Source organism: Blastomonas sp. 34TW, assembly GCF_059803595.1.
Map to the genome: position 1 here is coordinate 1 of NZ_JAPFGW010000055.1, position 1,024 is coordinate 1,024.

Sequence of the window (1,024 nt, forward strand, 5' to 3'; positions counted from 1 at the left end):
CCACGGCTTGTTCGGTGTGGATGATTATTCTCAGCCAGATATTCATTTTGAAATGAATGTGTGATTGGCAACGCGAACGATCCCTTGCGGAACCGCCACGATGCAACCACGGCATCGATTAAAAAACCCATTCACAATGTCAAAGAACAGGCCATCTCATGGCCTGCGCAACCGATGCAAACCTTGCGGCCGCACCGGAATTCGGTGTCTTCATCTCTGGAGTGTCGAAATGGTGGAGCCTATCGGGATCGAACCGATGACCCCCTGCTTGCAAAGCAGGTGCTCTCCCAGCTGAGCTAAGGCCCCCAACCATGATCGCCTGAACAACCTTCGCAAAAAGGCCATTCAAACAGCGCGTCCATATGGTGGGCCGAGGAGGACTCGAACCTCCGACCTTACGCTTATCAGGCGTACGCTCTAACCACCTGAGCTACCGGCCCCACCTGCGACCTTTCGGCCTCGGCGGGCAAGCCCGTGCTGCCCAAAGGCGGCTTCATTTGCCACACGAACGCGGCAAATTCTCCAGGATGAAGGGACATGAGGACGACGGCAATGTTCTTTGGAATGGAAGAAGCTCTTCCCGGTACGAAACCAGGCGCTTTCTGCCGATATCCTTAGAAAGGAGGTGATCCAGCCGCAGGTTCCCCTACGGCTACCTTGTTACGACTTCACCCCAGTCGCTGAACCCACCGTGGTCGCCTGCCTCCCTTGCGGGTTAGCGCAGCGCCTTCGGGTGAATCCAACTCCCATGGTGTGACGGGCGGTGTGTACAAGGCCTGGGAACGTATTCACCGCGGCATGCTGATCCGCGATTACTAGCGATTCCGCCTTCATGCTCTCGAGTTGCAGAGAACAATCCGAACTGAGACGGCTTTTTGAGATTAGCATGATCTCGCGATCTAGCTGCTCACTGTCACCGCCATTGTAGCACGTGTGTAGCCCAGCGTGTAAGGGCCATGAGGACTTGACGTCATCCCCACCTTCCTCCGGCTTATCACCGGCGGTTTCTTTAGAGTGCCCAACT

Annotated in this window: 2 tRNA genes and 1 rRNA gene; all 3 read right to left on the reverse strand. The window is 55.9% G+C overall.

The window, feature by feature from the left end:
- Nucleotides 1-230: 230 nt before the first annotated feature.
- Nucleotides 231-306: transfer RNA gene (locus OPU69_RS19965), tRNA-Ala, on the reverse strand.
- 57 nt (nt 307-363) lie between these two features.
- A tRNA-Ile gene (locus OPU69_RS19970) sits at nt 364-440 on the reverse strand.
- A 178-nt stretch (nt 441-618) separates the two neighbouring features.
- Nucleotides 619-1,024: ribosomal RNA gene (locus OPU69_RS19975) — 16S ribosomal RNA — on the reverse strand; the annotation flags it as partial.